This is a genomic window from Hahella sp. HNIBRBA332 (assembly GCF_030719035.1).
In the GTDB taxonomy this organism is placed as follows: domain Bacteria; phylum Pseudomonadota; class Gammaproteobacteria; order Pseudomonadales; family Oleiphilaceae; genus Hahella.
In genome coordinates, this window is the sequence record NZ_CP132203.1 from 3,077,710 (window position 1) to 3,102,388 (window position 24,679).

Here is a 24,679-nt window from a genome sequence, read left to right on the forward strand (position 1 = left end):
TCTGTCACCGAAACGACAACGCCGCAGACGCTGGAAGACCGTCGCAGAAATCGTGAAATCAACAGGAAAATTAAATACAGGAGGGAGGAGATGGAGGTAGCCCCACCAGCCACACCCCGGCACACAGATCCACCGCTGTGGCTGCTCCCTTCCGGGCCTGACCAGGTTCACGGTTTCTTGTTGCGAGGGGACCGGCAGAGCCACCATAGCAAGTCAAGAACAGCTGTTCTTCACAAGTGGCGCGCATCATAACAAAGTCAGATGGCGGGCTCAAGCATGAAAATGACAGAAATTCCGTCGCTTAGGAATTGTGTTTCTTTTCCGCTCGGCGAATGAACTCCTCGAGGATAATACGGTACAGCTCATCCCCCAGATATTTATCCTCCACGCCGGACTCAATACTTGGGTTATCGTTGACTTCAATGACCGCCGCGCGATTACCCTTCTGCTTTACGTCCACGCCATATAAGCCGTCGCCTATCAGCCCAGCGGCTTTCACTGCTGCACTCAGCACCACTTTGGGCACTTCATAAGTCGGCAACGTCGCCCAGGCGCCAGCGGCTGTCGAGCCTTCGCCGTGCTTATAGATCTGCCAGTGGTTACGCGCCATGAAATACTTACAGGCGTAAAACGGCTTACCGTTCAACACGCCGATGCGCCAGTCGTAGTCCGTGTACATGAACTCTTGCGCCAACAGTAACGCCGATTGCTTGAACAGCGTTTGCGCCTTTTGCTCCAACTCTTCCGGCGACTCTACTTTCACAACGCCCCGGGAAAACGAACCGTCAGGAATCTTCAGCACCATAGGCAGGCCCAACTCCTGCGCCGCCGCCAACAACTGCTGTTTGTCGCCCTTGCTGACTATCAGAGTCTTGGGCGTCGGCACTCGATTGGCCCGCAGTAAATCCGCCAGATAAACTTTGTTGGTGCACCGCATGATGGAAGTGGAGTCATCCATCACTATCAGACCTTCCGCTTCCGCCTTTTTGGAAAATTTGAAGGTGTGGTGATCAATCGCAGTCGTTTCGCGAATGAACAACATATCGTATTCAGGAATGCGCTGATAATCCTTGGGCTCGATCAGGTCCACCGCTACGCCAAGCTGTTTGCCTACTTTGGCCAACTTCTTCAGGGCGCCTTTGTCGCTGGGCGGCATTTCCTCTTTGGGATTGACCAATACCGCCATGTCGTAGCGATATTTCTTGCGCTCTTTGGGCTTGCGCCACACTTTGCGGCTGAATGCGTCCAATGAGTTGGCGAACAGCGTCTGCTCCTGATCGTCGAAGCCTTTCGGGCTTATCGGACGCATAGCGGACAATTTCCAACCGCCTTTCTGTTCGATCTCTACTTCCACCACGGGACAGGGCAGCTTTTCGAACACCAGAGCGCCCAATGGCTCCAGATCCGGGTCGCTGGTTTTACCGAAGAAACAGCGGAAGGTCAGCTCTTGATCAGGCTTGTTAGCCAACTTCTTCAATGCCGACAATGCAGTGTCGTCGTCCAGATCAAGAATCAGCGAATACAAAGAGCGCTTTTCAATCTCGTTCAGTGTACGCACGGAAGGAATGACGTGATGCCCGCGCGCCTCAGCAAGCAATGAGCAGTAATAACCTTTGCTGAGATACTTGTAGCTGCGGCAAAGATTGATCAGTCTGACGCGATCGTTTTTGTTGATGGGTAGAGCCAGGTAGTCTTCAAATGATATTACGTCTTCACTTGGATAATAGGGGGTCCAATCCTTTAAAGACTCAACGACTATGTAAAGACGAGACATACGGCTTGGGGTTCCTCTGGGAGCATTGGGGGATAAGGAGTTATAGCGCTATTAAATGACGAACGTTCATTTTAGACTTGCGCATCTTTGCTAAGTCTTGCTTAACTTAATTAGCCTGTCCACTACATATTTGACCTTACCCCCAACTATTTCAAAAGCATGAATAAAAGCCAGCCGCAAACTGTAATACGCTCTTTGGCTCCCAACTATCGGGAAGCCCACATGGAAGATCTTGATGAGCTGGTGGAGCTTGAAAAATCATGCTTCACCACGGACCGGCTCAGCCGCAGAAGCTTTCGTCACATGATCAAATCCGAGTCCGCCTCAGTGGTGCTTTGCGAGATGGACGAAAAGTTGTGCGGCTATGCGATTACGTTATTTCATCGCGGCACCAGCCTCGCCCGCCTCTACTCTATCGCCATCGTACCTGAGTCTCGCGGCAAAGGCGTTGCGCGGGCGTTGATGGACATGGCCGAGCAGTCGGCGATCTCGCGTCGCTGTATATTCATGCGTCTGGAAGTGCGTACGGACAACCAGGAAGCGATCGGCTTATACAAGAAGCTGGGGTATCGCCAGTTTGGGGTTTATCACGATTATTACGAAGATCATCGGGACGCCTATCGTTTCCAGAAGCAGATCATTCGTTTTGCTCCGCTCAATCAAACGCTGCAGATTCCCTATTACAGCCAGAGCACGGATTTCACATGCGGCCCGGCGTCGCTGATGATGGCTATGGCGACGCTGAATACGGAATATATCCCCCGCAACTGGGAAGAAATACAGATCTGGCGTGAGGCCACTACCATTTTCATGACCTCAGGACACGGTGGATGCGGCCCTCACGGACTTGCGCTGGCGGCGCATAAACGCGGCTTCAAGGCGGAAATCTATGTCAATTACGAAGGTCCGCTGTTTCTCGAAGGGGTCAGGCGCACGGAGAAAAAAGAAGTATTAAAGCTGGTGCACAAGGATTTCATGCACCAACTCGAAGAAACCGATGTGGTCATTCACAACACGGTGCTGACCCAGGAAATCCTGGATCAGGAAATCAAGCAAGGCAAACTGGCCCTGGTGCTGATCAGCACTTATCACTTCGACCAGAAAAAAGCGCCGCACTGGGTGATGATCAGCGCCATCGACTCGGATTTCGTATATATTCACGACCCGGATGTGGATGAGGAGTCGCACCGGCTCGCCATCGATAACCAATATATCCCCATCGCCCGCGCCCAGTTCGACCGTATGTCCCAGTTTGGGCAGAACCGACTGCGCACTGGCGTAATTATTTCGCAACGCCCCAAACGTACAAGACGAAAAAATGCCTGATATTTCAGAACGCTTCCCCACTTCCCGCGCGCAAGCGAGCCGAATAGACAAACTACTGGTGGATCAGGGCTATTGTCGCTCGCGCAATCAGGCCAGGGAGCTGATCAGTCTCGGGAAAATCATGCTGCAAGTCGGCGCAGGTTGGGAGGCGGTGTCCAAGCCTAGTCAGACGGTGCTCAGCGACGCCAAAATAAAGGTTCTCGATAACGAACTGCAGGAATACGTCTCCCGAGGCGGCCTTAAGCTGGCCGGGGCCATTGCGCAGGTAGGCGCGGATTTTAAGGACAAAACGGTGCTGGACGTAGGCCAATCCACCGGCGGATTTACGGATTGCGCGCTCAAGCAAGGGGCTGCCTTGGTAGTCGGCGTGGAGGTTGGACACGGACAGTTGACGCCATCTTTGAGAGACCATCCTCAGGTCCGGGTGTTTGAAGGGGTCAACGCCAAAGAAATTCCCCTCTCCCTGCTTGAATTGACGACTGATTGCGCTGGCTATGACTTTGCAGTCATGGACCTGAGTTTTATTTCACAAACGCTGGTGTTGAAATCTGTCGCCGCGCTTCTCGCCAATAACGGCTCGTTGATCAGTCTGGTGAAGCCGCAATTTGAAGTCGGCCCGGCGGGCCTGGGCAAAGGCGGTATAGTAAAAGACGCGAGTCTTTATAGCGAAGTGGAAGATAAGATCAAAATGGCTTGTGAGGACGCAGGACTCAGAGTGATGGATTACTTTCCTAGCTCCATCACAGGCGGAGACGGTAATCGAGAGTTCTTCGTCTTCGCCTGCAAAGTGGCGAATTCCTGACGATGGACAGTGCAACCGCGCGCCTGCACCCGACGACGCCGGGACTGCGCGGAGAGAGGATCAATGCAGGGCGCGCTCCATCGGCGCAGAGGGCGCGCCAGCGTCCGCAGTGGCGATAAATCCACAATCGAGACATTCGCGAAGTATATCCTGCTTGGCTTCCAGGGCGTTTCTCAGGAATACTCCCAACTGCTCCTTGGTGACGCCAGCGGACACCCATAAGGTATCGCACATAATCACACGAGGCGCCCCATCATCCGCCAAGTCGGCGAACGTCTTGATATTTGCGTAAGCGCCATTCAAGCGCGGCAATTCAGCAACCAGATTCAACAGAGCGGACGCTCTTAACTCTACTTCGGTAGTAAAAATCAGACATTCCTGCTCCAGAAAAACCCGACTTTCCAACACCCCTTCCTGACTTTGCAGATCGGCGATGTGCACACCCTGGCACTGCCCGCAAAGGTAGTGATCAACTTCCAGGTCTTTTAGCCATTTAAGCAGGCTATCACTATTAATAAACTGAATATGGGGCATGTAAACACTACTCTTACGCTTAACGCGGTGGCCTTCAAAGCCGCGGATTATAAAGTAACCATCCCTATATGAGTAGACCTTAACAGCCTATATCACCCCCTGCCGCCAAATGACGGCGAATGAATCCGGTCAATTTATGATCAATCTCTTTGACGGGATTTGGCGTGACGCGTCGCTTTCATTGATACCACTGCATTAAAGACAGTGATTCGGGGGATCAAACCATGAAACTTATCAAAATGCTGCAAAAACTCAGCGCCAAACCCGCTGAAGAAACTGAATCCAACTATAGCCGTAAAGCAGTCAAAGACGTTGATCCACGGGACCTGACCGGACAATGGGGTATGAGCGCAACCGACGCGCTGCAAGTCAACTTCGTCACCCGTGAGTGTGGTAAACGCTAATCAATCCACCGCGCCTATATCGTTCTTATTCCTTTCTAAACAATATTTAACGGCCCGGGGCGCGTCGCTCCGGGCCGCAGCTATTGACTCCCCCTGCGCCTCTTGCGAAAGTTTTGCTTTCCCCAGTTTCCGATGAAGGATGCCCTATGCCTGCAGTAACCCGGTTCTGCAAACAATCCCGTCTATTATTATTTACTCTTGGTCTTTCCCTGCCATTCACCTCCTACGCCGACTTCGCAGAATGCGTGGCGGGGTTGCAGGAAAAAGCGAAACAGGAAGGGATTTCCGAGAGGGTCGTCAACGAGGCGTTAGGTCAAGTCAAACTCAGTCAACGCGTCATGGAACTGGACAGCAAGCAACCTGAGTTCATAGATACTTTCACCAATTACCTTAACCGCCGCGTTACGGATGAAAGGGTGAACAAGGGCCGCGAGATGCTGGCCAAACATCGCCCCCTGTTTGATCAGGTCGCTAAAGAGACCGGCGTTCCCGCTCAATATCTGGTCGCATTCTGGGGTTTGGAAACCAACTATGGCGGCTACACCGGTAAAATGCCCATTATGGATTCCCTGGCCACCCTCGCCTGCGACCCACGCCGCAGCGCCTATTTCACCGGTGAACTAATGGCGGCGTTAAAGATCGTCGAGAAAGGCGATGTGACCGTGGACAAGATGCTCGGCTCCTGGGCCGGCGCCATGGGCAACTTCCAGTTCATGCCTTCCGTCTATCTCCAGTACGCAACCGACAAAGACGGCGACGGCAAGCGCGACTTGTGGGGCAGCCTGCCTGACGCCGCCACTTCCGCCGGCTTATTCCTGAACGGGTTGGGCTGGCAAAACGGCTTTCGCTGGGGACGCGAGGTCAAGTTGCCAGAAAAATTCACTTATGGCGAGGCGGGACTAAAGCGCAGCAAAACGTTGTCAGAATGGAGCAAGTTAGGCGTCCTGGATGCAGACGGACGTAAAATGCCGGATCTGGACTTGCAAGCGTCGCTGATTATTCCCGCTGGCCACCTTGGTCCCAAGTTCCTGGTTTACGATAACTTCAAAGTCATCATGCGCTGGAACCGTTCTGAATCCTACGCCATTGCGGTGGGTCACTTGGCCGACCGTATCGCCGGCGCAGGACGCTTGCGGCAAACGCCGCCAGATCTGCCGCGTCTGCCTTTGACCGCCGTCGCCGACTTGCAACAGAAGCTCACCGACAAAGGCTTCGATGCGGGCAAGCCTGACGGTATTATGGGACCAGCCACCCGGGACGCCATCCGCGCTTTTCAGGAAAAGCAGGGTATGATCGCCGATGGCTACCCCAACCCGGAAGTCTTGCAGGCGCTGGACATCAAGATTCAATCAGAGTCGTGAGCGCCCGCCCGCCCAATAACCTTGGGCGGGCGTTTATCCGCTGACGCACGAATTAGATATGAAGCGGGGTTAGCTTCCCACGTAACGCCAACTTACTTGGACGTTTCAGGCTGCGCGGCGGCTTCTTCTCTGAACATTTCGTAGTAACCTACTTGCCGCACAAACTCTTCACGGTCAATCGGCTTCAACACTTCATCATTGATCAGCGATGCCGCGGAGTCGCCCAGGCCGGCGAGCTTACGCGGTTTCCTCCAGGGCACAATATAAAGCACCTGAGGCTGCTCCTGATTTCCACGCAAGGTTGCGCCATCCACGGTAATTACTTCTGTCTCCGCCTGCGCTAATGGACTGATGACCCACGCCGCTGCGATGAGACACAGACTGATAAAAACATTCTTAGGCCGGGACTGACGGCTCATACCCCGCCCTCCTGTTACTGTATGCGGCTCTGCAGATCAACAATCCAACGATTGACTTCATCGTCGGGTTGCGCCTGCAGGCTTTGATAAATCTGATATTGCTCCAACGCTTCCTGCAATTTGCCCATGTACAAATCATAGGTAATTCCCAGATTCAACCGGGCAGGCGCGTAGGAGCCGTCAACGGCGATCGCCTTGCGGTAATACTCTTCCGCCTCAGTGAACTTACCCTGGCGGCGAGCCAGATATCCCAACAGGGAGTACCCTTCAGGATTCAGCCCGTTGACGCTGACCGCCTTTTCGAACATCGCCTGCGCCTGATCAGGCGCATCGGTATTCATATAAATGATGCCCATATTGATATAGGGGCCTGAAAGCTGGGGATAGTCTTCACTCACCGCCTGAAATTTTTTCAGCGCGGAACCAAAATTACGAGCCTTTTGCTCACGCAATGCGTCCACATATTGACTGCGCGCGCCCTCAGGGACCTGGGAAACGTCGACGCCGCCTGTGGCCCCGCCGACCGATGATTTCTGGGGCGCGCCGGAGCATGCCGCCAGCAACAGAGTCAATGCCAGACCACCAACGCGAATACTGCTTTTACGACTAAAGAATGTTTTCACTGAACTCTGGGATCTCTTCCGATTTTTGATAGCGTGCGGGGAACAGCTTTTTCAGCGCTTCAAAGCTGTTTTTCACCCACTCATCGTAGGTACCGCTCCAACTCCGCTGTGCGTTCGCCTCATGCAGTTCAATCGCGTTTTCCTCGAAGGGGTACGCCTGCTCCTCCAGCAACAACTGATATTGCTCCAATTCAAGTTCATTGAGATTGCGGGGACGCTCAGAATCCAGCAGGTCGCGGCTGAGCTGAGAATAGATCTCTCCCATGCGATAGGAAGAACGCGTGGTAAATTCCGCTATACGATAGTTTGCTGTTTTCTTGTAGGCGGCCATCGCTCGCTTCATCGCATCCTGCTTGGAGCGCAAAGAGTTTTGCAGCGGCGCGGTCAGCTTGATGCTCTTGAACTGAATGAAGGCGTCATCCGCCAGTACGCTGGAGGACTTCGCCGCCAGATAGCGCATACGGTCAGAGCCTTTCGATCCAGCGGCGTCATATCCCTGCACCACCTTCTGCAGCCAGAAACGTTGTTTGATGGGGTCATTCGCCTTGGCGTACAACTCGCTCAGCGTATAGCCAGCTTCCGCCGCCATATCCGCTGGCTCAGGATAGCTGTTGGCGTAATCCCGGTAGGTGTCGATGGCTTTCTGGATCTGGCCGCTCTTCTCGTACAGTTCCGCCGATAACAGCAACGACTCGCGACGGGTTTCGCCGTCAGGATGACTCTGCGAAATCACCGCCAACTCGCCAGCGGCTGCGTCCCATTGCTCAGTGTTGCGATAGGCCATCGCCAACTTGGCGGGCACGTCTTTCGCCAGTTCATGCTGCGGATAGCGCTGGCGGAAACTCTTCAGAACCGAGATTGCCCTGTCCCATTGCCCCTGCTGCAGCATGTAGGTGGCGGCGTCATAATCTGCATTCGCGCGCACCGACGCAGTGGGAGCCGCCTGCCCAACACGCAAAAACTGATCAATAGCGCCATTGACGTCATTGGCCGCCAGCATTAGTTCGCCCTGCTTGTAAATACTGGCGGCGAGCAGTTCGACAATCTCGCCGCGCCGCCTGTCATTCGCCGGCATGAGCGCCAACACGCGGGTGTAGGATTTTTCCGCCTCCGCGTATTGCTTAAGTTCAAACTGGCTGTGACTGATGATCAACCAGGCGCCCAGCAAGGACGCATTGTCCGGCGGCGGCGTGCGTTGCGTCAGGCGTTGCGCCACATCGATCGCGCGCGGGTAATCCTTCATTGCGAACAGCTTTTCCGCCGCCGAAGCCATGACAGCGCCCGCTCTGGGATCGGACGCATAAGATTGGGCGAAGCGAATCTGGCTTTCAATTTTGCGCAACTCAATCTGCGCGCGCTCGGCTTCAGCAGAGTCTGACGCTAATTCATCAAAAGCGGTTATCGCCGCATACCCCGCCTCGGCGCCTTTGGCGAAGCCCTTGTATTCATACGCCGCTTTTTCGTAGGCGACTATTGCCTCTTCGTATCGCTGCACGGCGAATAGGGTTTCGCCACGCAGGAACACCATTTGAGGCGCTTTCGGATCTTGCGGGAAGGTATCCACAAATTCCTGATAGTATGCGGCCGCACTGGCGTACTCATCGCGCATGGCGGAACGCGCCTGTTGTGCGCTTATTTCCTTGCCGTCCAGCCCTTTCGTCCGACCATTGCGGGCCGTGGCGACATTGCGATCCAGCGTTTGCGCAGCGGCGTGATGATGCGTAGCCAGTTCGTCGATATACACGCGCAGCTTTTCCGCTGTGAAGGCTTTAACCTTTTCGTCTTGCTGTCGCCAATAGAAGTCGCTGGTGACGCCATAGTTCTTCACAAACGCCGCCTTTTCCGGCAACACGGAGCTGCCAAAGCCCGCTACGATGAGCGTTTGAATGACGCGCTCCTGATAATACGGCGACCATTTGCTGAGAGGATGCAGTTCGATAAAGCGTCGATAAACGGACACTGCATCCGTATACCGCTCCTCTTTGACCAGCAGTTCGCCGTATTGCTGATAAATCAGATGCTCATAACTACGCGGACCGACTCTCGCAAACAAGCTTGTAACGGTATCTACGCCATCCAGATAATTGAAAGCGAAGCCCATTACCCGCAGCTGATCCTCCACCAGAGTACGGGACTCTTTCGACAACGCGTCCAAATCGTCCGACTCCGGCATCACCAGATCCAGCACTTTGACAAAGCTATCCAGAGAGGTTTCGTACTCTCCTTGCTTAAACAAGCTCCACCCATGCATGTACAGCGCCTGTTGCTCAAAGCCAGTTTTGGCGCCGCCGCCAATGACAGACTCAAAAGCGCGCTGAGAGGCGTCATAGTCGCCATTAGTGAACAATATCTCGCCGCGCCGGAACTGCGCCTCATAGAAATAAGGAGAACGCGGGAACTCTTTCACCAGGCGATTCAACGCTTTGAAGGAATCATCGCGACGCCCTTCCAGATCATAGGCTTTCGCCAACTGATACAACACCTGGTCGTTTTCCGCCCGATTGGGGTATTTCTTTAACAATCCCTCATAGGCGGAGATAGCAACAGCGAAATAAGCCGCCGAGCCTTCGGAATAGTCCACCACTTCCTGGGTCACAGATGACTCTTCATTGCGGATCATCTGTAAATCCGCCAGTCGGTAAAGAATCTTGGTGCGAGTTTCAGGGTCTTCGACAACGGTCAACAGATCCGTGTAATTAGCGATAACTTCATCAATATTGATGTTCACCGTTTCTTCGCCCTGATCCTCAATGATCGCGGGCTTCAAATCGGCGATGGTCGGCTGATCCGCAGCGCGACGACTTTCCTCGGAACCGGAAAACAGCGAACAGCCGCTCACGACGACCGCAATAGCGGTTAACATCAACGCCCTCATAAGCCGCCTCCGTCTGCGTCGAGAAGCTCATCGGACAAGCGAGTGCGCGCCAGTTTTGCGGAGGTCATGTAGTAGTTGACTTGATCTCTTTGCCGCAATAATTCATCTCTGGCCATGTCGCTGACGGTTGTTTTCGCCCGGGTCAGCGCGCGACGCACCTGATCGTTTAACTCCTGTAAACGGGGCTTGGCGCTATCCACCCTTTGTTCAAGCGTTTCCAATTGCTCTGACTTGGCGATGAGATTGTTGATTCTCACGCTGCGCAGTGAATATTCTTTCAGCGCCGTATCCAGCGCCGCCAGTTCCTGCTTGGCTTCCCAAAGCCGTTCGGGAAACTCTTCACTGATAGTCCAGTTCAGAAAACCTTCCATACGACGCAATTTATCTTCATATTCCGGCACATCTTCAGCCCAGTCAGGATCCTGCCGCATCAACTCAATGGTGCGTCTCGAACGTTCAATAATCGCCTTGTATCCCAATTGGTCTTCCGTCAGAAAATAAGGACCGTCGCCGGCGGCTTCGCCTTCCGCTATGACCTGCGCCAACGCGTCGCGCTCGGCGCGAATGCGATCAGCGTCCAGGGACGTCATTTTTTCACGGGTTTCCCGAATGCGCTCTTCCCGCGCTATTCTTCGGGTATCGATCATCACGTCAAAGCTATCCACCTTGCGTAACCATTCGTTCAAGGTGTTTTGCAGCAAAGTCAGTTCACGCAGCTCTTTGAGCACGCGCTGGAATTCTTCCTGGGCGACCAGGTGAGCCAGACTGTAAGTAGCCGGGCGCACATCCAGACGCCCGTATTCATCTACGCGGATGTTGTCATCGTCCAGGCGGGTGATATGCAGCTCCGGATCGCCGCCGAATTCGAGACTGTCGAACAGGCGATCTTCGTCCAGCTCAGCAATATTGGTTTCCAGCAGACGCAGGCTTTCCTGATATTGGGTGACGGCATTGGCGTATGCATTGAGCGCCTTCACCTTCTGCCCAAGCTGTTCATAGACATAGCCAATGGCGAAGTGAGACTCCTGAATAATGGGGTTGGCGGCTTGCTTGCTGCTCAAGGTTTGCAGTGATTGGATCGCCAGACCGAACTCGCCGGAATTGGAGGACGCCAGGGCGTATCCGAACAGCGCCTGATCCGACCAGGGCCCATTAATGCGCACTTTGCGAAACTCCGTCATGGCGCCGGCGTAATCGTTTTGCTCCATTCTAAGTACGCCGGTAGTCAGGCTGATTCTATCGCTTAACGCGTAAAACTCATTAGAGTCATCCTCGTCCCGCGGCGTCGGCGCGCTAACGCCCGCCAATCGACGCAGCGCCGCATCCAGATCGCCAAACTTCCTTTGGTTCAGAGCGAGGTTGTACTCCAGATAGGCGCGCCAGTAGGAGTCTTTCGGCAACGGCTGTAAAAATTCCTCCGCTGCGGTCAAATCCTCCAGCCCCAATGCAGTTTGCCCCTGAAGGTAAAAATACTCTTCCAGCAGACCCGAGTCGGAGTCCTCCAACAATTCGCGATCAACGCGCTGGAATGAAGACTGGGCGTTCTCCCATTTCCGCATCTGGTAATACACTTTACCAAGGTAAAACCAAGCCTGATTACGGACTTCCGGGGTCACCTTGTCTTCCAGCAGGTTTTCAAAAATACGCTTGGCTTCATCCACCATGCCATAAGAAAGCAGCATCCCCCCTTTCAGCACCTGAGGGTGATCGCCATGGTGGGTGATATTGTTACGCAGCTCACCAATCGACAAATCCGTGAGCGCGCCGTAATAACGCTGCTGATAGAACTCGAACAGCACTTTACCGTACTGCAAATCCAGCGCCCGCTCAGGCTTTTTCTCATCCGCAGCGAAGACGCTTTGCCCCAGGCTCGCCAGGACGAGAAGAGACGGTATTGTTTTTCTAAGTATTCTTTTCATTGCCTCAGTGACTACCGGCTACCAGACACAGTTAAAATTATTCCCATTCGACAACGGTGAATTCAGGTTGGTACTTCTTGGTCGAGTCGGTAATGCGCAACTCCAGCGTTTTGATGTCAGAGCCTTTTTCAAATTTTTGCGTGGCGCCGCGCTTATAGTCGCGACCATTGGGCCCTACTCCAGTGAAAAATGCGGTGATTTCATGTTCGCCGGTCTTCAGGTTGCCAATATGCAAACGCTGCATACCGCCTTTGTACAAGGCCTTGGCTTGACGCTGGGTATAAAGGTGACTAGCCACTGTTTCACCATCTATTTTGACTTCCACCGCATCCAGCTGGAAAAACTCGCCAACGTCGACGGAAAGAAACACTACGAACTGCGTACTGGCGGGAAACAGCAGATCTTCTTCCAGAATGAACAGGTCGCGATTCAGTTCAATGGCTTTCTGTTTAAGCGACTGCACCTGATCCACGATAGGCGTGTCAGGATCAACGGAGGCCATCTCTTCATCGTCAGCCAATTGCATCACATCAGCGGAAGCGGCGTCTTCAGCGTCCTCTTCCGCTCGGGCCATGGCCGACAACAGCAGCACAATCAGGAACAATGCATGGGCCAGGCTGTTTTTGTAATTCATACTTTCAATCCCAATTAAATTGATCGCATCCTGTAATGGATAACCTCACCGCTATCAGTACGAAGCGGTGACGAAAAAGCGAATAACGGTGGCGTCAAATTCGTACAAAGGCTCTTCTCCCGGCGCAAAGCCAGTTCGCGTCACGTCGCGGAAGTCCTCGTACTCAAATTTCATAAAGTCGACGAACAAATTGACGCTGCCTTTTTCAATAAACGAAAAGCCCTTATTGAACTCATAAGTCAAACCAACGCCCACGCTGTCGCCGCTATAAGTGCTCAACTCCTTGTCGCGCCCCATAAAAGTACGAACGTCCTCGCCTTCAAACAGGTCGTCGTAAAACTCTGCTTTGGTCTGCTCGTAATGGCGGAACTTGAACTCGGTGATGAACTGGTCGCCGAACGGGTGCACATAGGCCAGCTCATAGTTATAGCCCTTGATATTCCACGAGTCGGAAAAATACCGGAACTCCCCTTTGATAGCAGCCCGATATGGCAGGTAGTACATGCCTCGCAGCGCCACAGCGTTACTGGTGCGCGTCGTGGGATACTTTTCTATTCTGTACTCATAACCTTTCGGGCTGGTGGCGTCTAAAAAGCGGTATACCCGGTATGGGTTATTCAGATAGCCCTCATCCGTGATCGTCTCGATATCCAGGTTGAGCAGTGCGTTCTTGGTCAACACCTGAGTGACGCCAAGCCGGTAATGCTGGCGATCCACTTCCTCGTTAAGAGAAGGGTCTAACTTACTGCGTACATTATCCCAGCCTTTTGAGTACCCCATGGTCAGGGTAGTCAGGTCGCCGAAAAAGTCCTGACTGATATTGAAGTGAATGGACTCAGCGTCAAAATCGTTTTCCTGGCTGTTGGTATAGGCGAAGCTCATGATGGACTTGTTGTACAGATAGTCCACGCCCAGGCCACCTTCGGTCCGCTCTTCTTCATAGGGAGTCGCCCGCGCCAGTACGTCCACGGATGCGGAGCTGACTGAGTCGACATAATAGTTGGCGCTCAAAGAGAAGCTGGCGTCGAAGTTCTTTCTTACCAGGACGGAAGGACCGTCGATCTCCATGCCCCCGCCTTCATAGCGGTGATACATCGCCTCCGCTTTCTCTTCCGGCAACACGGCGGCGCCAGCGGATAACGCCGTCGCCAAGAAACTGAATATCGCTGCAATGCGGTGTACGTTTTTCATATCAGTTACAGCCGCAGCCTCCGCCAGCGCCGCCTTCGGCTCCACGCGCGCCCTCCCGGGCCTGATAGACGTGATGCATGTATGAACCAGCAATGCCGATACGGCCAAAGCTCATGATCGGGTCGGCGAGGTTATTACGCTCATAAGGCATAACCCAGGGTTCGAGACTGCTACAGCCCCCCAAAAGCATGGGAGCCAGCAGCAGGAATATCCACTTTTTCATTGTTGTTTTACTCGCGAATCAGCGCTTTGACTTCTTTAACGTAATGATCTTCGGTACCTGGCTGATATCCTTTGTGCAGGTAACGCATGTTGCCGTTTCTATCCACGATGACCGTTGTCGGCATCGCCTTCACGTCATACAAGCGGCTGACCTTGTTCTGGTTATCGTAGAGAATCGGGAAAGTGACTTTGGTGTCTTTCAGGAATTCGTTAGCCAGAGAAGAGTCTTCATCCACGTTCACTGCAAAAATCGTGAAGCCGAATTTTTCGTACTTCTTGTAGATGTCTTCCAGTATCGGCATTTCCTGACGGCAGGGGCCGCACCAGGAAGCCCAGAAATTGATCAGCACGACTTGGCCGCGGTATTCCTGTAGACGCAGATTCTTGCCAAGAGAGCTCTTCAGCGTAAAGTCCGCAGCCGCGCCCTTGATCTCCGCAGCGCTTGCGCTGACAGTGAGAATGCTGGCGGAAATCATCAGGCAAAACGCCGCCACACTTTTAAAGAATTTGTTTTTCATAGCTTTGACTCCTCAAACTACTCTTTCTTCGACGCCAACTTCAGCGACTGCGATTAGAAGAAAACGGACAGACCGGTCGTCATTTCCAGGTTATGGGTTTTCTTATCCTCGCCCAGGATATCGGTATCGAAAATGTGGTCCCTCATGCCCAGATGCAGGGACAACCAGTCAGTGCCCAACATTTGGAATCCCCAGCCGAAATTGGCCGTCAGGCGATCATCGCCGGCGAACTGAGTGCTGCCCAATCCCCCCACGACGTAAAAATTGGTGTTGAAGGCGTACTTGCTGCCAAAGAATATTTCCCCCGGAAAAATGTTGTATCCGAGAGAAAGGTTGTAATAGGTCAGGTCTCGTTCGTCATCTTTCAACAACTTGGCGGAACCGCTCAGCTTTTCATAGCTGGTTTCGCTGGTGTCGGTGACGCCGTAATTGGCCTCAACAAACAGATCTTCATTGATATGGTAGGCCAAGCGGGCGCCTATCACGAAGTTAACGCCAAAGTCCTCTACACTCATCAGGCCGGTGTAGACGCCGACTTCAAAGTCCTCTGTATCGATCAGGTCTTCCTGTACGCGACGCGGCGTCACCTCCGGTTCGATCAGCGGCTTAACGGCGGTTTCAGACTCAGCATCCACCTCTTCAGCCATCACCTGCCCCGCCCCGACAGAGGCCATCGCACACGCCAATACCGCACTGGCGACAGGGCGTCGCCCGTCGTTTAGAAAAATACGCTTAATCCAATTTTCCATTCTTCTGCTTCTTCGTTTTCGTCGCGGTCAGTGAAGACCACGTAGTCTTTATATTCCATACGGATAAAATAACGGTTGGTCATGTACCATCTGACTCCAAGCCCGTAATGTACGGCTTCCTCAACCCTGTTGTCTTCATTCACCAGCGTCGCTTTCGGCTTAATGAATGCAGCGCCGGTTCCCAACGTAAAGAAAGGGGAAATCCGCCAATGGGGGAAAGGTTGGTGCACGATATTCAGGTCCGCGATCATGATCTGGGAAAAATCCCCCAGGACCTGGGAGGCCCAGAGCTCCGTCGATAAATTGGGAGTGAACAGGTAGCCTACGTACATGGAGTTCACCGCTGCGCCGCCAAAGTCGCCAGTCGCAACGCCGCCTTCCCAGCTACGAGAGGAAAAGTCGTCAAAGCGCGGCTCCGTGAAAGCAACCTGCTCGCCGCTTCCATCCAGAGTCATTTCCATTTGCGCACGGCTTGCCCAGCCTTCCTGTCCTTTGGCGTTGCGCACTTTGAACCACTCGGTTTTCCGTTTGAGAATTTCAATTCGCTCGCCTTGCTCAACGACGAAAAACACAGGATAGCCCCGCCCCGGCCCTGTACGGAACTCAAGGTAGGGCTCTGCGACATCGACTGTCTGATATTCGTCTTCAGCAAAACTTTTCAGTGAAAAGCAACAAAGGATAACCAACAAAACCGGGAAAATTCTTACCGCTAACAAGTGTCTTTAATCCTGTGGAACGTCAAATGGGTTGTTGTAGTACTGCGCTCCAATATCCAGCCACTCGGATATCAACTTCAACTCGACTGGCTCAAGCCATCCTTCATGGCTTCCCCCCGTCTGGAAAGGCGCGAAAAAGCGAGTGCTGGCGATTGCTCCTTGCGGTGTCATCGACCGGTTAACGGCGACCGTAGTCGTCACGGGGATTGGATTGCCATCATCGTCCAAAATAAGATCGCCATTGCCGTCGGTTTCGAACACTTGATTGCCGTCATCGTCCAAGACAGGAATCTGGCGATCCACAAGCACTCCTTCGATAATTTCCTGTTCCGCATCATTGAACAGCAGTTCCCGGTACGACTTAAAGTGGTCCGCTTGATCCGTAGAAGGCCCATCGCCTAAGTCCAATTGTGCTGCTGGAACCTGAACCACCGCTATGGCGTCGGTGAGTCCGTGGCATGTATTACAGGTGTGATCCGCTAATACAGTGGTTCCATCATCATCCAGAACCTGACGATCTTTCCCCCATATAGGGTGAATATGGGTCTCGTAATTAATTACCACTCTACACTTGGCGTCCTTAGGGGAAGCGCACGCGCTTGATACAGGCGCACTACCAGCCAAGTCGGCATAGGCGTAACTGAAACTCTCCGCTTTTGCAGTAATATTAGCGTCGGTCCACTCATCGTCAAATACAATATCAGGATTCAGGTATCGCAAGCCATTGATTCGGGCGTAGGTTTCCGCCATGGTTTCGCCCATATCAGCAAACAGAGCAGGGTCCGTATTGGGGAATGGCAGACCTGTCGTAGCCGCGCCGACATTGATGGATGGCGCCTGAGCTTCCGGACGACCATGAGGAGCCTCGCTATTCGCTGTATGACAACCAATGCATTCCATCGTTTCTCCTGGCTTCACCTGCAGCCAGTTCTGATGCCGAGGACTGGTTCGTTTGCCCGATTTATCCACTACGCTCACCGCAAACGCCACGTTGGCGGGGACAGCAAACTTCACGGAGCCATCCGGCTCAATGGGAACATAACCCAGAATTTCTCGCATTAACTGTCCAGCGCTGGCGCCGAAAGCCGTACCTGGAACATCCGCGATATCCCTGTCAGGCATGGAAACCGCTTTGATAACACGCAAAAATCTGGCGGGCCGATTGTCCGCAGAGGTCTGCACTGGATCCGCCATAGCGCTGACGCCCGCAGGAGTCGTGTCAGTCCCGTCAATGTCGTATACGCTGCGTATATGTACGATGCCGTACCCGCTATCGCCAAGGTCAGCATCCAATCCGTCGCCGTCAAGAATAGAGTCTGGTCGCGTGCGTGTTTGCAGCACGACCGCATCGGTATATAAGACATTTTCGGAAGGAACTACCACGGGCAATTGGGTTCCATCCGCTGCATTGTAGATCCAAAGACCATACAAAGGCGGCGCCGCCTGATAATCAGAGTCCTCCAATCGATCTTTGGTGCAGGGAACAATATCGTTATCGGAATCCAACAAGCGGCATTGGCTCCAACTCACCAGCAATCGCCCGGTGCCATCCATCATGGGATAAGCGGAATTGAATGTCCCGGCGAGGGTTTGCACGTCATCGTCCGTAGAGACATCACTAGGCGTCAGCCTGGTCTGACCGCTCGTCGTCACGCCTCGATTTTCATAAGTAGGCTGATCGTGCTCAGTAAAGTTTTCAACATCAATGGCGACCAATGCTCCACCATAACGGCTGCTTTGATACGGACGCAGACTCACCATGATGCGCCCATCCTCAAGCTCCACTGGTTTGAGGAATTGCACCGCTTCATTACTGGAGCCCGTATCATGACTATGACGACCATATAGATACTCCAGACCCGTCCCATCAGGGTTCACCCGATACAGGTTCATGGAGTTATTACCGCCCATATTGTCCCAGCGCGTGAAAATTATCTTACCGTTCTGAGTGACGAACGGATCCAAATCACTACTCTGGTTGAAGGTAATCTGCTTGATTTCATCGGTATCAGGGCTGATGACGTGCAAGACCAAAGAAGGGTCGCGACGATCTTCATTCAACGCTTCAAACTGAGGCTTACCCTCATCCAATAATATTGCCTGAGACTGTCGCTGGCGGGTGGAGGCAAAGACGATACGTCCATCAGGAAGATAATGCGGCGAGATGTCATCCCCGGCCTCAGCGACATTATCAGAGGCAATCACCCGCTCCAACGAGCGGGACGCCACATCGTACTCCCAGAGATTCCAGGTCGGCTGCTCATCTTCATCCGCATCTTCAATTTCCGGAGCACGCATGGCGAATACGATTTTGGCCCCATCGGAGGAAACGTCCACATCTCTGACGTCGTATAAGAGCTGTCCCTCTTCATTAAGAAACTCCTCTCCCTGAAACGCCTTAGAGCTTATGTCCCGTTCAGGAGCGCTGGGAGAAGCCTGACTTCTCAGATAAAGCACTGCGCCAGGAAGGAAATCAAGCGGCGCACGAGCATCAGCGGTCAGCAGATTGCCGTCTTCATCAGCCAGTAAAGGGCGTTTCACGTAGGCGATAGGAATATCCTGAATAACCGGATCAGGATCCTGATTGGCGCCGCCAATGCCGCCACCGCAGGCGGTAAGCGCAAATGTTAATACGGACAAAGGAATTATTTGACGGAGTCGTCGATATCCAAATACATAAAATTTATTGGGCGGCGTCATTATTTTATTCATAAGCATTCACTGTCGGTAATGCCAAATGGCAGTCAGACCAATTATTTTAAATTATTGTTACAAGCCGGTGAGCTTAATTTATCCGCACGGCTTGCGCCAATATTTCTGACAAACTCCATTCAAACGCTTGTTTAGCTATAAGGCCCAGGGCCAATACTAAGTGGAAAATACTTAATATGCCGTCTCTGAAATTATGTCGCTGACAATTATAGAAGCCAGGGACGATTTGTAAGTAAGTGTAATAGCGTGCGGGCCCGCACAAAACAACGTTAGCCTGTTCTACTACACTATTTTATAAAGAATTATGACTAGTTCTGTGTATAGGCCATTCTTCATAGAACATATGAACATTTAATATTTGTCGTTTTATCAATTAGTATTAATTATCACCTAACCATTCGTTTAAGCGCACTGCACAGAGCTGCAGGAGAAAATAAAGTATGAGTAGTCTAACTCCCATAGATAATAAGCGCAGACAGGTTAAGCGTTGCGTTATATCTCTACTCTCACTGGCTTTAACCCTATCTACTGCAGCAGAGGCAGGCCCCAGGGAACAGGCTAAGAGAATCCATGATCGTATCGCCGGGACGCCTCCCAGCGAGTCCGTACTTAACGACATGGCCAGCGATATAACCTCCGGCGACCCCATCGCCGCCGCCTATACCGCCATGGAAAACAAAAATTTTTATGACGTAACCCTGAAAAATATGGTTGCGCCCTGGACCAATGAGGCGCAGTCATTATTTGTTCCCTTGAATGACTATACCGCCACCGTCGTCGGCATGATTCGCGATGAAGATGTTCTGGGGATAGACTTTCGGGAAGTGCTTTACGGCAATCACCTTTATGTCGGGAAAAGCAGTCTGGGCGCGCCCGCCTATTCTTTAGCGAATAACGCCCATTACGAATTTCTGGAAACTCAGGGCGTCAGCCTGAAAGACGATTTGGTGCACACCACTCAGGCCCTGCCTGCTGAAGCCACCGCAGGTATTATGACCACACGCGCAGCGGCCAAGGCTTTCTTCAGCGGCGGCACCAACCGCGCCATGTTCCGGTTCACCTTGATGAATCATCTCTGCAACGACCTGGAGCAGGTGAAAGACATTACCCGTTCTCCCGACCGCATCCGTCAGGATGTATCACGCAGCCCAGGCGGCGACAGCCGGATTTTTCTCAACAACTGCGTGGGGTGTCACAGCGGTATGGACCCTATGGCGCAAGCCTTCGCTTACTATGAATACGAATACGATATGGACGCCGATCCCGATGGTGAAAACGGCGTGCTGGTCTATAACACGGAAGGGATGACCGACCCGGATACGGGTACCCGCGTACAGGGCAAGTATCATATAAACTCCACGACCTTCGAATACGGCTATGTCACCCCGGACGACCATTGGGACAATTATTGGAGAGAAGGCCAGAACAGTCTGCTGGGCTGGGACAAAAGCCTGACCGGCTCTGGTCAGGGCGCCAAAAGCATGGGTATAGAACTTGCGCATTCAGAAGCGTTTGCTCAGTGCCAAGTGAAAAACGTCTTCCGCACCGTTTGTCTGCGGTCGCCGATTAACAGCGCGGATAGGGATCAGATCAGCGCAATGGTTTCGTCATTCAAAGCCAGCGGTTACAAAATGAAGCGAGTGTTCGCTGAATCTGCCGCATATTGCATGGGCGAGTGAAACAGACAGCCTGTTTCGCCAAACAAGAATTCTTAATCGGATTACGACTGTGAACATCATGAGCTCAATACAACAGCAGATAATAAGAGCGGTCGCCATATCGATCGCCGCGATCAGCATTCTGCTCAGCGGTTGCGGCGGCAATAGCGGAGCTTCCAACGAAAATCTTCCCAATACAAACCGCCCCGGACAAGGCGGCAATTACAGCGGACCCGCGCCCGCGACAGACGACGTGCAACAATTCAAGCTCAGCCTTTGGGACAAGCTTTCACCAACCAATCGGTGCGGCAGCTGCCATACTACAGGCGGTCAGTCCCCCATGTTCGTGCACAAGGACGACATCAATGTCGCTTATTCCGAGGCGAATAAAGTCGTCAATCTTAGCGACCCATCGCAGTCACGCATGGTATCCAAAGTACTTGAGGGCCATAACTGCTGGGAGAACAGTGTCCAGATCTGTGGCGAGCTGATCACAAAATATATTAGCGACTGGGCGGGCGGAGCCTCCGGCGACACCAAGAAAATTGACCTGATAGCGCCAACGGACAAAGATCCGGGTGAAACCAAAAACTTCCCTGCCGATTCCTCCCTATTCAGCTCTACGGTATATCCATTGCTGACCACAAACTGCGCCGGCTGCCACCGGGAAAGCGCTGCGATTCCGCAGTCCCCTTATTTCGCTGGAGCCGATGTGGACTCCGCCTACGCAGCAGCTAAAAGTAAAATAGATTTGGGCACGCCCACCAACTCTCGCTTTGTTGTACGCCTGCGTGATGAGTTCCACAACTGCTGGTCCGGCTCCTGCGCTAACGATGCCGCAAAAATGCTGGAAGCTGTAGAAACCTTTTCCGGCAATATCGACCCAGATCAGGTAGATCCTGAATTAGTCGCAAGTAAAGCATTAAGCCTGACTGACGGTTTGGCGGCGAATAGCGGTGGTCGTTATGAACAAAACGTAATTGCTCTGTATGAGTTCAAAACCGGCGAGGGCGTTACCGCCTACGACACTAGCGGCGTCGACCCTGCATTGAATCTAACGCTGACCAATGACGTCGAATGGGTTGGCGGCTGGGGCATCAAGTTGAACGGGGGCAAGGCGCAAGGCTCCACGTCCAACAGTAAAAAGCTGCATGACCTGATCAAAGCCACCGGCGAATACACCATTGAGGCTTGGGTCGCTCCCGGTAACGTAACTCAGGAAGGCCCTGCGAGAATTATCAGTTATTCCGCAGGCGTCAATGCCCGCAATTTCACTTTGGGGCAGGTTCTATACAGCTACAGCTTGATGAACCGCACCAGCGAAACAGATCAAAATGGCGAACCCGCTCTGGTGACGGACAATAACGACGAAGATCTACAGGCCACCTTACAGCATGTCGTGGCGACTTATAGTCCGGCAAATGGACGCAGAATCTATGTGAACGGCAGGTTTACTGACGATGAAGATATGACTACCGCTGGCAACCTGAATGACTGGGACGACACCTTCGCCTTCGTATTGGGCAATGAGGCCTCCAATAATCGTCCCTGGCAAGGAACCATTCGAATGGTGGCGGTCCATAACCGGGCATTGACTCAGGACCAGATCTCGCAGAACTTTGAAGCAGGAGTTGGACAGAAGTTCTATCTGCTGTTCGGCACGTCTCACCTGATCGACGTACCGCAGAGTTACATTGTATTCGAGGTTAGCCAATTCGATAGCTACAGCTATTTGTTCAACGCCCCCTTCTTTATCAGCCTTGATCCAAACGCTGAGCCTTCCAGTATTCCTGTCAAAGGCATGCGTCTTGGGATGAACGGACGCGAAGTCACCGTTGGGCAGGCTTATAAGAACATGAACATCTCCTTGAACGAGACTAGCTATACTCCGGATAACGGCCAAGCAATGTCTGACAGGGGAACTATCATAGCGCTGGAAAAAGGCCCTGAGGAAGATGAGTTCTTCCTGACCTTTGAGCAGTTGGGATCCAACAGCCATGTTTATATCGAAGCGGACCCTACTCCTCCTGGCCCCCCCGCGGACGGCGACCCGGTTCCTGATATTGGCCTGCGTAATTTCGACGAAATCAACGCAACCATGTCAGCCATCACTGGCGTCAGCGCCTCCAGTCCTGGAGTAAGGTCAACTTTTGAAACGGTGAAGCAGCAGTTGCCTACCGTTGAGAACATCAATACGTTCCTGGCTTCGCATCAAATGGGAGTCACCCAGTTGGCGATCCAGTATTGTGACGCTCTAGTGGAAAGCAACACGCTGCGCAGCGCGTTCTTCCCTGGCTTTGATTTCAACGCCAGCGCATCCAGCGCCTTCTCCGGCGCAGGAAGAGACTTGGTCATTGACCCACTGCTGAATAAAGGCATGGGGGTAAACTTGGCGTCACAACCAGATGGCGCCGATGTTAGAGCCGAATTGAATCAGTTGATCGACAAACTGGTTGCATGCGGCGGCGGATGCTCCGCGGACAGAACCGAAACAGTTGTCAAAGCAAGCTGCGCCGCTGTACTAGGCAGCGCCGCGATGCTGGTGCAATAAAGTTTGACGATCAACGGCAAAAATTTCGATAGAGGTGGTTTTATCATGGCAAGAAGACGTGGACCTTACGGCCTCGACGAGCCGCTGTTTCACCCGGACCACAAGCGCCCGGTGACACGTAGGGACTTTATCGCCCAAGGCTTTCTGGCTGGCGCCGGAACCATGTTCGGCACATCCATACTAGGTCTCTTCGCGAACCCAAGAGAAGCGCATGCAGCGCTCTCTTCGGATCTGGAGTCATTGAAGTCCTCCTGTGGCATCGCCGTACAAGGCGCCGGAAAGATACCTTTTATCTGTTTCGACCTTGCGGGCGGGGCCAACATATCTGGCTCTAATGTTCTGGTTGGGCAACAAGGCGGTCAGTTGGACTTCCTCAGCACGGCGGGATATAGCAAACTCGGCCTGCCCGGCGACATGACCCCAGCAATTGGCAGCTCACCCGGCGTGCCAGGCGGCTTCGTCAGCCAGGAACTAGGGCTGGCGTTTCACTCCGACAGCGCGTTTCTGCGTGGTATTCTAGAGAAAACTCAAGCTGCTACTCGCGGCTTTGTCAACGGCGCAGTCATTCCTGCGCGTTCGGACAATGATACTGGTAACAACCCGCATAACCCGATGTACGGGATCTACAACGCCGGAGCGGACGGCTCATTGGTGTCTCTGATTGGCTCCAGCAGTTCGGATTCCGGCGGCAACTCCATGGCCCCTGCGATGCTGATGAATCCGAAAATCCGCCCCACCAAGGTCGATCGTCCCAGCGATGTGACAGGCCTGGTGGATGTGGGCGATCTCGTCGGTTTGCTCGATCAGTCCGACGCGGTGGCGGTCATGGAGGCGATTTATCGCATCAGCGATAAGAAAACCGGCGTTGTCACCACTGATGAAGTCGTTAAAAAGCTGGTGGACTGTGGCTATCTTAAGAGCGCAGATCTAGCGGATCGTTTCGGGAACCCCGCCTCATTGAACCCGGCCCTCGACACCACTATCGTCGGCCCTTCAGGCATATTTACCCAGGCTGAGTTTGATAGCGATGGAGAGTTCAGAAAAACCGCATCGGTAATGAAAATGGTGCTGAACGGCTATGCCGGCGCCGGCACTATCACCATGGGAGGATTCGACTATCACACCGGCGAGCGCGCCACGGGCGAACGCCGCGATCTACGCGCCGGTCGCTGCATGGGCGCCTGCCTGGAGTATGCCGCACGCCTGGGTATGCCTTTGATGATGTATGTCTTCAGCGACGGTTCACTAGCCAGTAACGGACGTATAGACAGCTCCGTAGACGGTCGCGGAAAAGGAGAATGGACGGGGGATAACTCATCCACCGCCGCATCTTTCTTCCTGGTCTACAACCCTAATGGGCGCCCAGCGCTGATGGGCTCCACTACTGAGCAACAGGAGCGACATCGCCAGATTGGCCACATGCGCGCCGATGCCTCAGTTGAAACCTCTTCAAGTCCTGCGGCGAACAACGTCAACCTATTGGTGAACACTGTTGTGTTGAATTATATGGCGTTGCATGGAGAGCAAAGTCAGTTCGCCTCCACTAAAGGATTTGAACAACACGGACTGGGCTCTTCTTCCGATCTGGACCGTTTGACTGCATTTCAACCTATCGTGAACGGTACCATCGGTTAAGTTCATCGTTCACCTAGACAATATGAAATAAAGGGCCTGCTGGGCCCTTTTTTATG

At 53.0% G+C, this 24,679-nt stretch carries 20 protein-coding genes and 1 other RNA gene; 7 read left to right on the plus strand and 14 right to left on the minus strand.

What is annotated here, in order from left to right; all coding sequences use genetic code 11:
• Positions 1 to 100: 100 nt before the first annotated feature.
• Positions 101 to 197: signal recognition particle sRNA small type (gene ffs, locus O5O45_RS13615), an RNA gene on the minus strand.
• A gap of 104 nt (positions 198 to 301) precedes the next feature.
• Positions 302 to 1,774, minus strand: coding sequence for a RimK family protein (locus tag O5O45_RS13620; RefSeq protein ID WP_305905758.1), 1,473 nt, complete (start codon positions 1,772 to 1,774; stop codon positions 302 to 304).
• A 222-nt stretch (positions 1,775 to 1,996) separates the two neighbouring features.
• On the opposite strand from O5O45_RS13620, the gene rimI reads away from it, so the two are divergent.
• Positions 1,997 to 3,100 carry a ribosomal protein S18-alanine N-acetyltransferase gene (rimI, locus tag O5O45_RS13625; RefSeq protein ID WP_371747988.1) on the plus strand — a complete coding sequence of 368 codons (1,104 nt, stop codon included), beginning with the start codon at positions 1,997 to 1,999 and terminating at the stop codon, positions 3,098 to 3,100.
• Entirely contained in the window at positions 3,093 to 3,902 is an 810-nt protein-coding gene (locus O5O45_RS13630; protein ID WP_305905760.1) for a TlyA family RNA methyltransferase, read from the plus strand. The genes rimI and O5O45_RS13630 overlap by 8 nt, the downstream gene beginning before the upstream one ends.
• Positions 3,903 to 3,962: 60 nt before the next feature.
• Here O5O45_RS13630 and O5O45_RS13635 read toward each other — a convergent pair whose 3' ends face one another.
• A complete protein-coding gene (locus O5O45_RS13635) occupies positions 3,963 to 4,436 on the minus strand; it encodes a type III secretion system chaperone family protein (protein ID WP_011396468.1) in 474 nt (157 codons plus the stop codon).
• Between the two features lie 224 nt (positions 4,437 to 4,660).
• Between O5O45_RS13635 and O5O45_RS13640 the strand changes: the two genes are divergently transcribed.
• Together O5O45_RS13640 and O5O45_RS13645 are read left to right on the plus strand one after the other, a co-directional pair.
• A complete protein-coding gene (locus O5O45_RS13640) occupies positions 4,661 to 4,840 on the plus strand; it encodes a hypothetical protein (protein ID WP_011396467.1) in 180 nt (59 codons plus the stop codon).
• A gap of 146 nt (positions 4,841 to 4,986) precedes the next feature.
• Positions 4,987 to 6,201 carry a lytic murein transglycosylase gene (locus tag O5O45_RS13645; RefSeq protein WP_305905761.1) on the plus strand — a complete coding sequence of 405 codons (1,215 nt, stop codon included), beginning with the start codon at positions 4,987 to 4,989 and terminating at the stop codon, positions 6,199 to 6,201.
• Between the two features lie 92 nt (positions 6,202 to 6,293).
• Here the strand turns inward: O5O45_RS13645 and O5O45_RS13650 are convergent, their stop codons facing one another.
• The 11 genes from O5O45_RS13650 to O5O45_RS13700 are packed head-to-tail and all read right to left on the minus strand — an operon-like array spanning position 6,294 to position 18,707.
• Positions 6,294 to 6,620, minus strand: coding sequence for a hypothetical protein (locus O5O45_RS13650; RefSeq protein WP_305905762.1), 327 nt, complete (start codon positions 6,618 to 6,620; stop codon positions 6,294 to 6,296).
• 14 nt (positions 6,621 to 6,634) lie between these two features.
• Positions 6,635 to 7,243, minus strand: coding sequence for a tetratricopeptide repeat protein (locus O5O45_RS13655; protein WP_305905763.1), 609 nt, complete (start codon positions 7,241 to 7,243; stop codon positions 6,635 to 6,637).
• Positions 7,227 to 10,106 (minus strand): tetratricopeptide repeat protein, encoded by a 2,880-nt coding sequence (locus tag O5O45_RS13660; RefSeq protein ID WP_305905764.1) that lies wholly within the window; start codon positions 10,104 to 10,106, stop codon positions 7,227 to 7,229. Before O5O45_RS13660 ends, O5O45_RS13655 begins: the two co-directional genes overlap by 17 nt.
• Positions 10,107 to 10,114: 8 nt before the next feature.
• Positions 10,115 to 12,037 carry a tetratricopeptide repeat protein gene (locus tag O5O45_RS13665; RefSeq protein WP_305905765.1) on the minus strand — a complete coding sequence of 641 codons (1,923 nt, stop codon included), beginning with the start codon at positions 12,035 to 12,037 and terminating at the stop codon, positions 10,115 to 10,117.
• Positions 12,038 to 12,074: 37 nt separating this feature from the next.
• Positions 12,075 to 12,671 (minus strand): AraC family transcriptional regulator, encoded by a 597-nt coding sequence (locus O5O45_RS13670; protein WP_305905766.1) that lies wholly within the window; start codon positions 12,669 to 12,671, stop codon positions 12,075 to 12,077.
• A gap of 54 nt (positions 12,672 to 12,725) precedes the next feature.
• Positions 12,726 to 13,862 (minus strand): DUF3570 domain-containing protein, encoded by a 1,137-nt coding sequence (locus tag O5O45_RS13675; RefSeq protein ID WP_305905767.1) that lies wholly within the window; start codon positions 13,860 to 13,862, stop codon positions 12,726 to 12,728.
• Between the two features lies 1 nt (position 13,863).
• Positions 13,864 to 14,085, minus strand: a complete 222-nt coding sequence (locus tag O5O45_RS13680) for a DUF4266 domain-containing protein (RefSeq protein WP_305905768.1) — start codon at positions 14,083 to 14,085, stop codon at positions 13,864 to 13,866.
• A gap of 7 nt (positions 14,086 to 14,092) precedes the next feature.
• On the minus strand, positions 14,093 to 14,602 hold the full coding sequence (locus tag O5O45_RS13685) for a TlpA family protein disulfide reductase (RefSeq protein ID WP_305905769.1): 510 nt from the start codon (positions 14,600 to 14,602) through the stop codon (positions 14,093 to 14,095).
• 53 nt (positions 14,603 to 14,655) lie between these two features.
• On the minus strand, positions 14,656 to 15,351 hold the full coding sequence (locus O5O45_RS13690; RefSeq protein ID WP_305905770.1) for an outer membrane beta-barrel domain-containing protein: 696 nt from the start codon (positions 15,349 to 15,351) through the stop codon (positions 14,656 to 14,658).
• Positions 15,321 to 16,067: an SH3 domain-containing protein gene (locus O5O45_RS13695; RefSeq protein ID WP_305905771.1), complete on the minus strand. Its 747-nt coding sequence runs from the start codon at positions 16,065 to 16,067 to the stop codon at positions 15,321 to 15,323. The genes O5O45_RS13690 and O5O45_RS13695 overlap by 31 nt, the downstream gene beginning before the upstream one ends.
• Positions 16,068 to 16,073: 6 nt before the next feature.
• Positions 16,074 to 18,707 (minus strand): HzsA-related protein, encoded by a 2,634-nt coding sequence (locus O5O45_RS13700; protein WP_305905772.1) that lies wholly within the window; start codon positions 18,705 to 18,707, stop codon positions 16,074 to 16,076.
• Positions 18,708 to 19,219: 512 nt separating this feature from the next.
• Here O5O45_RS13700 and O5O45_RS13705 point away from each other — a divergent pair.
• The 3 genes from O5O45_RS13705 to O5O45_RS13715 are packed head-to-tail and all read left to right on the plus strand — an operon-like array spanning position 19,220 to position 24,623.
• On the plus strand, positions 19,220 to 20,458 hold the full coding sequence (locus O5O45_RS13705; protein ID WP_305905773.1) for a hypothetical protein: 1,239 nt from the start codon (positions 19,220 to 19,222) through the stop codon (positions 20,456 to 20,458).
• A gap of 58 nt (positions 20,459 to 20,516) precedes the next feature.
• Complete coding sequence (locus O5O45_RS13710) at positions 20,517 to 22,988, plus strand: LamG domain-containing protein (RefSeq protein WP_305905774.1); 2,472 nt, start codon at positions 20,517 to 20,519, stop codon at positions 22,986 to 22,988.
• A gap of 45 nt (positions 22,989 to 23,033) precedes the next feature.
• Positions 23,034 to 24,623, plus strand: a complete 1,590-nt coding sequence (locus O5O45_RS13715) for a hypothetical protein (RefSeq protein ID WP_305905775.1) — start codon at positions 23,034 to 23,036, stop codon at positions 24,621 to 24,623.
• Positions 24,624 to 24,679 lie beyond the last annotated feature (56 nt).